Origin of the sequence: Siccirubricoccus soli (genome assembly GCF_024178315.1) — a bacterium.
GTDB classification, from domain to species: Bacteria; Pseudomonadota; Alphaproteobacteria; order Acetobacterales; family Acetobacteraceae; genus Siccirubricoccus; species Siccirubricoccus soli.
The window spans coordinates 1-8,671 of sequence record NZ_JAMZIK010000182.1 but is presented as its reverse complement, the minus strand read 5'-3'; the positions used below and the strand labels follow the sequence as shown (position 1 = coordinate 8,671).

At 69.4% G+C, this 8,671-nt stretch carries 6 protein-coding genes and 1 pseudogene; 3 read left to right on the top strand and 4 right to left on the bottom strand.

Annotation, left to right across the window (positions count from 1 at the left end):
• The 3 genes and pseudogenes from NJ376_RS24275 to NJ376_RS24270 form a co-directional block, all read right to left on the bottom strand.
• Positions 1-102 (bottom strand): annotated as a pseudogene (locus NJ376_RS24275) (IS481 family transposase); the annotation flags it as partial.
• A gap of 164 nt (positions 103-266) precedes the next feature.
• Positions 267-539, bottom strand: a complete 273-nt coding sequence (locus NJ376_RS29435) for a DUF4186 family protein (RefSeq protein WP_370288599.1) — start codon at positions 537-539, stop codon at positions 267-269.
• Positions 460-1,071, bottom strand: coding sequence for a DUF2272 domain-containing protein (locus NJ376_RS24270; protein WP_252955867.1), 612 nt, complete (start codon positions 1,069-1,071; stop codon positions 460-462). The genes NJ376_RS29435 and NJ376_RS24270 overlap by 80 nt, the downstream gene beginning before the upstream one ends.
• A gap of 655 nt (positions 1,072-1,726) precedes the next feature.
• Between NJ376_RS24270 and NJ376_RS24265 the strand changes: the two genes are divergently transcribed.
• Positions 1,727-1,963, top strand: coding sequence for a hypothetical protein (locus NJ376_RS24265; RefSeq protein WP_252955866.1), 237 nt, complete (start codon positions 1,727-1,729; stop codon positions 1,961-1,963).
• 311 nt (positions 1,964-2,274) lie between these two features.
• On the top strand, positions 2,275-6,675 hold the full coding sequence (locus NJ376_RS29430; protein WP_252955865.1) for a CheR family methyltransferase: 4,401 nt from the start codon (positions 2,275-2,277) through the stop codon (positions 6,673-6,675).
• A gap of 565 nt (positions 6,676-7,240) precedes the next feature.
• Here the strand turns inward: NJ376_RS29430 and NJ376_RS24255 are convergent.
• Positions 7,241-8,248, bottom strand: a complete 1,008-nt coding sequence (locus NJ376_RS24255) for a chromate resistance protein ChrB domain-containing protein (RefSeq protein ID WP_252955864.1) — start codon at positions 8,246-8,248, stop codon at positions 7,241-7,243.
• A gap of 98 nt (positions 8,249-8,346) precedes the next feature.
• Here NJ376_RS24255 and NJ376_RS24250 point away from each other — a divergent pair.
• Positions 8,347-8,671: hypothetical protein (locus NJ376_RS24250; protein ID WP_256476563.1), on the top strand; the 325-nt coding region annotated here is incomplete at its 3' end.

The following is an 8,671-nucleotide window of genomic DNA, read 5'->3' as shown; positions in this document are numbered from 1 at the left end:
CCCGTAGCGGCTGGCGAGCCCTCTCAGGCTCTCTTGACTATGCTGGATCGCTCGACGGATCGCCGCTGTCGTTGCGGCGCTCCCATGATGAACCTGGCCCATAGCGCGTCCTTCCACGCCTGCTGGAAGACTGCACCATCAAACCCCGGGATCAAACAGCTAGGCAGCTTCCGGAACTGGGGGTGCTGCAGCTGATGGAACCGCTCCCCGCGGAATGGTCAGATCAGCGGCAAGCTCTGCTGAACGGCAGGCCTGTCCGCTGCTGCCTACATGTTCAGCCATCTCCCGATCGCTGAAGCGACATGCGCTTGCTCGCTGGCCGTCAGTACCCGGCCGGTGGCGACGCCGTGCCACTTGGCGAGGCAGCCCAGCAGTGCAGGGCCTGCCGGGGCCCGCTTTGAACCATGTGACAGAGCGGAGCTGTCCGCACTGGACTGCGTCGCCGCCACATGCAGCCAATCAGCCTTGGTCCTGGGCAACAAGGACCAACACAAAGGGGGGTTGCACAGGAGGTGCGGGCAGCACCCGGCCCGCCGCATCGCTGGGGAAGCGTCGTAGCGCCACAATTTCCTGCACGTTCCCGCCCACCGCCTCTACCACGCCTGGACCATGACGTACCACGACATCACAATGCATGGGGCGGGACTGCCCGACCTCCGTGAGGCGCATTGACCAGTGTGCTAGCGGCACCGCGGAGCGGTCGGCGCATAAGAGATCGCCAGGTCTTGGCGCCCTTTCTTCCGGCGCGTAAGGGCGGAAGCGCACGCCTTGTGGGTCTGTAATCGCGCGCACGAGCACAGCGTCGATGTAACGTGTATGCCTAGAAGAGGACGGAAAGTCACTCTCGGGAACACCCGCCCGCCGCGCCACCGCCGAGATGAACGCGGCCGACCAGGCGGGGTATGCGTAGAGGCTGATGTCCTCTGGAGGTGGCGTTGTTGTAGATGCGGCCCTGACGGGGCTGTCTCCATCGGGCACCCCCGTGTTGCTCTGTTGGGCCAAGGCGGCAGCGATGGTAGACCGCTGGTCCAAAAGCCGGCGCGCCACGTCGGCACCGCCAGGAACGGCCATCCAATATCCGATCAGACGAGCAAACCGTTCCGGCGTCGCTGCTGTATCGGCCGGCCTCGCCTCAGGCCAGCCGACGACGACGATGCGACCCCAGACCTCCCACTCGGCGAGTGCCGCGCGCGCAAGCGGAGGCGGAGGTGGAAGCGCAGGTACGGCATCGATCGGAATCGGCGCTGCACATGCACCAACACCGAGGAGGATCAGGGCGGGGTAATTCAAACGCATGGCGGCGCAGGATGGCTGATCCTGACAGCCGTCGCACGCGCTTTCATTGCCAACGCAGGCTGAGGCGCCCCCGACTTGGCTGCAGGGGAGACGTGTAAGCCACTGATACGGCCAGCTCCCGCTGCGATGAGCTGTTTCCGGCCGAGCAGGCACGCATCATCCGGCTGCTGGTGGAGCGGGTCGAGGTCAGCCCCGCTGGCGCCGACATCCGGTTGCGAGTGGCCGGACTGGCCAGCCTGGTACGGGATCTTGCCGGCACGGCACCGAAGCCCAGAGGGCACCACGGCGGCAGCCACCAGCATCACGGCCCGCATCCCATCAGCCATCCGGCGTCGCGGCGGACGGCAGCGCGCCCGGCGCCGTACCGGTGCGCACGCGGGCCGACCCGACCCTGGTCAAGGCATCGGCTCGGGCGGACCGATGGAAGCGGTTGCTGAAGAGCAGCCGCTACACCTCCCTCGGCCAGCTGGTTGCAACCGAGAGGATCGACCGCTCCTATTTCGGCAAGATGCTGCAGCTGACGCTGCTGGCGCCGGACCTCGCCGAGGCTGCCCTGGACGGGCGGCCGCCGCCGGAACTGGGCCTGCCGATGCTGCTCGGCTCCCTGCCGCCCGCCTGGGCGGAACAGCGCGCCTCGGTCGCAGGGCCACCAGCAGCGTCTTCCTGACCGGGGAGTTTACGGTTCAAGCCGTGGAAGGAAGGCGCCCGTTGGCGTCCGCATGAAAGCATCGGGCGGAGAGCGGACTGCACGCGCGCCCGGTGGGCTATCAGAGCGAGCGCGGCAGCACTCACCACGCAGCCGAAGAGTGCCGGCAAGGTTCTGGTCGTCTCGCCGCCACGCGCGCGACCTTTGCCCGCGCGCTCCGTCAAGCGCCGGACACCACCCCTGCGCGAAGTCCGTCAGCCTCTTGCGCCCTGGGCTGGCGGGCCTAATACAGCGACTGCACCATTCCCACCGAGGCTGAGGGGCACAACGGCGTGGAGGACGAGGTGATCCGCGGTGCCCATCCGGAGGCGGACGCGCCGAACGACGCCCCTGAGGCAGCGCCTTCCGAGCCCCTCGTGGTCGCTATCGGCGCTTCGCCCGGCGGGCTCTCAACCCTCCACAGCTTCTTGAGTGCCCTGACCACCCGCTCCGGCCATTGCTTCCTGCTCACCCAACATGTGGCCGCGGAGGAGGAGCCCCTTCCGGTCGAAACGCTGGCGTCCATCGCCGCCCGCCGGGTAGCGCTGGCCGAGCATGGCGCTGCGGTCGAGCCCGACACGGTTCTCGTTATCCCGCCCGGCATGCGACCCGGCTTTCGCGTCGGCCGGCTGCAGTTGCGCCGCGCAGCGCGGGGCAGCCAGGCGGATCCCGTGGACCGGCTCTTCTTCGCGGTGGCCGAGGCTTTCGGCCCGCGAGCGGTCGGCGTGGTCCTCGCGGGCATCGGCGCCGACGGAGTAATGGGGCTGCAGGCGATCAGCGGCGCAGGCGGGCTCGCCATCGCCGAAGAGGATGCCGCCGCTGCGCTGGTCGATGGGGTGGCGGAGGCCGCCGGGACCGGCTCGCACCTCGCCGACTACGTGGGGACGCCGAAGGCGCTGGCCTCCGCGCTGGCCGAGCACGACCGCCACCGGCGCGCGCGGCTCGGCGGCGCGGGGGAGGCGACGCGGGAGCGCGCCGCCACGCTGGCCCGCCTGCCTGAGGTTTGCGAGCTGCTGCGCGACCGCACCGGCCACGACTTCCGCCACTACAAGGCGAGCACGCTGGTGCGCCGGCTGGAACGACGCATGCGCGTGCTGCGCCTCGATGCTATCGAGGCCTATCTGGAGCGACTGCGGACCGACGTACAGGAACCCGGCACCCTGTTCCGTGAGCTGCTGATCGGTGTGACCGCCTTCTTCCGGGATCCGGACGCCTTCCAGGTGCTGGCCGAACGCGCCATCACCCCGCTGCTCGCCCGCCGCACGCCAGAGGAGCCGCTGCGCGTCTGGGTCGCGGGCTGCGCGACGGGCGAGGAGGCCTACTCGGTCGCGATCCTGGTGCGCGAGGCCATAGACGGCCTTGAGAGGCCACCGCCAGTGCAGATCTTCGCTACCGACGTGAACGACCGCGCCCTTGCCGCGGCGCGGCGCGGCGTCTACCCGGCCTCGATTGCCGGCCAGGTCTCGCCCGAACGCCTCGCCCGCTTCTTCGCCCGCCGCGGCCGGCAATGGCAGGTAAGCGAGGAGCTGCGCGCGATGTGCCTCTTCTCGCCGCACAACGTCATCTCCGACCCACCCTTCTCGCGGCTTGACCTCATCTGCTGCCGGAACCTGCTGATCTATCTCGGCGCGCATTTACAGAAGAAGCTGTTCCCACTCTTCCACTACGCGCTGAAGCCCGACGGCTTTCTCTTCCTCGGTGCGTCGGAGACGCTAGCGGGGCATGCGGAGCTGTTCCGCCCTGTGGACGCCCGCCAGCGCCTGGCGCAACGCAAGCCGACGCACGGCCTGTCCCTGCCCGGGCGGCCGGAGCCGCGCCTGTCTGGCACGCTTGCCGCCATGCCCGCCGCCGCTTCCAGCCCGCGGGACGGGACGGCAGGTTCCTATGCTCCTTGGCGGGAAGCCGCGGGCGGCGTGCTGCCGCCGGCAGAGGCCGAGTTGGGCGCCATCGCGCAGCGCATTCTTCTCGACGAATTCGCCCCCGCCTACGCCATCGTCACCGCCGAGGGGCACTTGGTGTTCCTCTCGGAGCGGGTGGACCGCTTCCTCCAGCCGCCGACCGGCAGCTTCACCAGCAGCATCACGCGCATGGCTCGCCGGGGCCTCGGGATCGGGCTGCGCGCCGCCCTGGCGGATGCGGTGCGCACGCGGCACACCGCGGTGCGTGACGGCCTGATGCTGCAGGGGCCGGAGGGGCTGGTGCCGGTACGCCTGACCGCGCAGCCCATGCCCGAACTCGGCTACGGCGAAGGCCTCTACATGCTGGTCTTCCAGGAGGCGTCAGCGCCGCCCGCCGCAGCGCGGGGCAGGGCGGGTCAGGGCGGCGCCCGCACGCCGGACGCCGAGGCGGTGATCGGCCAATTGGAACAGGAGCTGGTCCGGACACGTGAGGATCTGGAACGCGCGGTGCAGGATCTGGAAGCCGCGAACGAGGAGCTGAAAGCCTCGAACGAGGAACTCCTCTCCATGAATGAGGAACTCCAGTCCTCGAACGAGGAGCTGGAGACCAGCAAGGAGGAGGTGCAGGCCGCGAACGCCGCACTGGCCGCGGCCAACGCGGATCTGGAGAACCTGCTGAACGCAACGCGCATCGCCACCATCTTCCTGGACCGCGAGGGACGGGTACGCGGCTTCACCCCGGCGGCGGCCGAGATCTATCCGGTCACTGCGCAGGACATTGGCCGGCCGCTGGCGCATCTGAGGCACCGGCTGCGCGATCTGCCCCCCCTGCCCGACCTTGCCGAGGCGCGCGCGGCGACCGAAGGCACGCCCGTAGAGCACGAGGCGGAGAGCGAGGACGGGCGCTGGTTCCTGCGTCGCGTGCTGCCCTATCGCGGCCCGGGCGACGGGGCAGACGGGCTGGTCGTCACCTTCCTCGACATCACGCGCCGGAAGACAGATGAGCGCGCGCTGCGCGAGGCGGAAGAGCGGCTGCGTCTGTCGCAGGAGGCGGGCGGGATCGGCACCTGGGACTGGGAGGTCGGGACACAGCAAGTCCACTGGTCGGACCAGATCCCCCGGCTGCTCGGCCTGTGCCCCGCCGTGCCCCCCTCCCACCGTGCCTTCCTCGAGCGGGTCCATCCGGACGATCGCGCGGCGCTCGAGGCAGCGCTCGAGGCGGCGGCGGATGGCCGGGTGTCGGATCTCCGAGCCGAATTCCGCGTCCTGCGCGGCGACACCGGCGAGCTGCGCTGGGTGGCGACGCGCGGCGAGGTGGAGCGTGCCGCTGTGGGCCGGCCGCTCCGCATGCGGGGCGTGGCACTCGACGTGACCGAACAACGCGCCGCCGAGACGGCGCTACGGGAAAGCGAGGCCCGCCTGCGCGATCTGCTGGCCACGCTCGACCTCGGCGCCTTCATGGCGCGCGACCTCGACGGCACGATCCGCTTCTGGTCGGCGGGCTCCGAGCATCTCTACGGCTGGGCAGTGGCGGAGGCGGTGGGACAGGACGCGCATGAACTGCTCCGCACTGTCTTCCCCGTGCCGCGGGCGGAGATCTCAACAGTGCTGGAGCGCGACGGCGAATGGATCGGCGACCTTCGGCAGCGGACCCGGGACGGGGTAGAGATTGTCGTCACCGCCCACAAAGTCTTGCGCCGCGGCCCGGATGGCCGGTCGATGGCGGTGCTGGAGTCTCTTACCGACGTGACCGCGCAGCGCCGGGCTGAGGCAGCACTTGCCCAGAGCGAGGCACGGCTGCGAGCCGCGGTCGAGGGCTCGCCCATTCCAATCATGCTGCATGCCGAGGACGGCGAGGTACTGGCGCTCAGCCGGAGCTGGATGGATCTGAGCGGCTACGGGCCGGAGGAGATCCCAACCCATTCCACGTGGCTCCGCCTCGCCTATCCCGATCGCTACCAGGAGACCGAGGCTCTCCTTAAGAAGGAGTTCGCGGCCGGGAAGGTGGTGCAGACCGGAGAGAAAGCCATCCGCACCAGATCGGGCGAGGGGCGCATCTGGGATGTCCAGGCCGTGCTCCTCGGCCGGCTGTCAGATGGCCGGCAGCTGTGGATGAGCGCAGCCGTCGACGTAACCGAGCGCAAGCGCACCGAGGAGCAGCAGCTACTACTGGCACGCGAGGTGGACCACCGCGCGAGGAACGCGCTGGCCGTGGTGCAGTCTCTGCTACGACTGACCCCAGCAAAGGGGGATGAGACAAAGCGCTTCGCGTCGACGGTTGCCGACCGCGTTGCCGCCGTGGCCAGGGCGCATGGGCTGCTGTCGCGGGAGCGCTGGGTTGGGGCCGAGCTGCGGGAGATCATCGAGGAGGAACTCGCCCCCTACGCCATGGACGCGCCAAGTCGCACGCGGCTCGCGGGGCCTCAGGTCCGCCTTTCGGTGAACGCGGCGCTGTCGCTCTCGATGGTGCTGCATGAGCTAGCGACCAATGCCGCCAAGCACGGCGCCTTCTCGGTGCCCGGCGGGCAGGTGGCCGTGGCCTGGGCGCACGATCCTGTCAATAGCGAACTACGGGTGGAATGGCGCGAAATCGGTGGCCCGCCGATAGCGGCTCCGCCACCCTCCGACGACCGCACCGGCGGCAGTTTCGGCTCGCGCCTGATCGCGCGGACGGTGCGGCAGCTAGGCGGCAGCGTCGAATTCTCCTGGGATCCGACGGGCCTGCACTGCACGCTGCGCCTGCCGGTCAACCGCTTGGGTGCGGCGGCCGTGCGGGACGCCGCCGGCGCCGTGTAGGCGCCGCCGCCGCGCCATTCGCGGGGTCAGTAACGAGCTTCGTCGGCCGGGTGACCACGCTGTTCGACCGTGCATCCACGAAGATCCGATTCGGGTCGAACCGGCTGTTCCTGCCGCCGAGTCTTCTGGGACGGCCGTTCACTCGGATGCCGTCCAACCGCGGCCCAACGGTACGGGCGGGGTCGCCCCGATATGAGCTATAATCGGCGCTTCGGGCAGCGGCAGTACTGAAGTTCGTGGCCGGAGCCAAGTGGTCGGGCATTCGGATTTCCAATCACCGCAGGAGCCTCCGCTTGGAAGCTGGCTTTTCCTTGGTCCGGACCTTGGACTAGATCGGCCAAGTTCCAAGGTTTGGAGAGAAGGCGCCGTCCAGAGAGAGAATTTCGGTCTCATTGCGGCGCCGCACCTCCCGAGGTCGTCGGCGAATCCAGGCCAAGCCTGCGATTCCGCGCGCTGCCGGCTCAGACGGAGAGCGGTTCTCGAAAAGCGAATGGTGTGGCAAGAGGAACCGGGATCCAACAGTCTCTGGCGCCAGACGCGAGCTTAGCGGCCGCCAGCATCTGAACTACTTGCCGCGATTGGGCTTAGCGAAATAGCGTAGCAGGTCGTCGAAGGTTTCGAAGCCGCGCCGGAGACGCTCTCCGTCGTCCACGGTGGCGGCGCAGATGCCCGCGATTAGCGTGCCGATGCCGCTCGCCTCCTCCCGGCCGAACTTACCGTCCCTAAGGTCGATGTCGTGCACGATCTCGGCGATGGCGGCGAGCGCCGGGTCATCGAGGCCCGCACGCGAGAGCAGCACTTCGAAGGTGCAGCGGTCGCCCTCATGCGTGAACTCGCCCTCGTACATATCGAAGCGCAGCTCGCCGGGCTCGGGGACGTAGCCCTTGGCCGGGACGAACTTGAACCGGGCCTCCGGGTCAATGAAGCGTCGGATCAGCCAAGCCGAGGCGATCCGGTCCACAAAGACACCGCGCCGCGTCACCCAGACGCGTCCCGTGAGCGCGTCCGGCCCGGCCGGTGCCGCAGTCCGCTCCTGCCGCTCCTCAGCCATCGCCTCGTCCTCCTGCAGCCGGGCCTCCAGGCCCGAGAGCAGCCCCTCAACCGTCTCGCGCCCGTTCGCCCCGAAGAAGTCGGTCGCCGCGACCCGCGCTACCTCCGCCCGCAGCCGGGCGAGCCTGGTCCGCGCCTCACCCGGACTAGCTGGGGCGCCCTCGGTAGCCAGCGCCTCAGCCAGGGCGCGGGCCTCCTTCGAGACCGCGTCGTAGTCCTCGGCGCGAGCGGCATTGAACAGCGCCTGGACATCTTCGTCGGAAAGGCCGTCCACCAGCCGAGCCTCCCAGATCATCCCCTCGCCGCCGAGTTCGCCGATCTCTTTCAGCAGCCACTCGAAGTCCGCCTGGGCCTGCTCGCCCGCAGGCAGCACGTAGGCGGCGTTCCGCACCGCCACGGCGCCAAGCGCCTGGCGACGCCGCCAGACCTTCACCCGGGGGTAGCCGGGCTTGGCCGGAAGCTGGTGGACCAGCAGCAGCCAGCGGACGGGCTCGGCCTGTACAGGGGTCTCCGGGTCGCTCACTGGCGCAGCATAGCATCGGCTTCCATATTCTCAAGATACACTTGTATCCCACTTACCTTTAGCCTATGGGGCCCGTATCGTTCAGGACGAGGCACTCAATGGCCTACGAAGTCCTCCCGCTGCCCTTCAAGCCGCACCGTCTGGATGGCCTGTCCGACCGGCTGCTGGTCAGCCATTACGAGAACAACTATGGCGGCGCGGTCCGGCGCCTGAACGCCATCGAGGGACGGCTTTCCGGCCTAGACTGGGCGGCGGCGCCGGTCTTCGCCCTCAACGGGCTCGGCCGCGAGCGGCTAATCGCCGCCAACTCCATGATCCTGCACGAGGCCTACTTCGACGCCCTCGGCGGCTCCGGCGAACCGGGCTGCGGCCTGGCCCGGGCGCTCGAGCGCGACTTCGGCTCGGTTGACCGCTGGCGGGGGG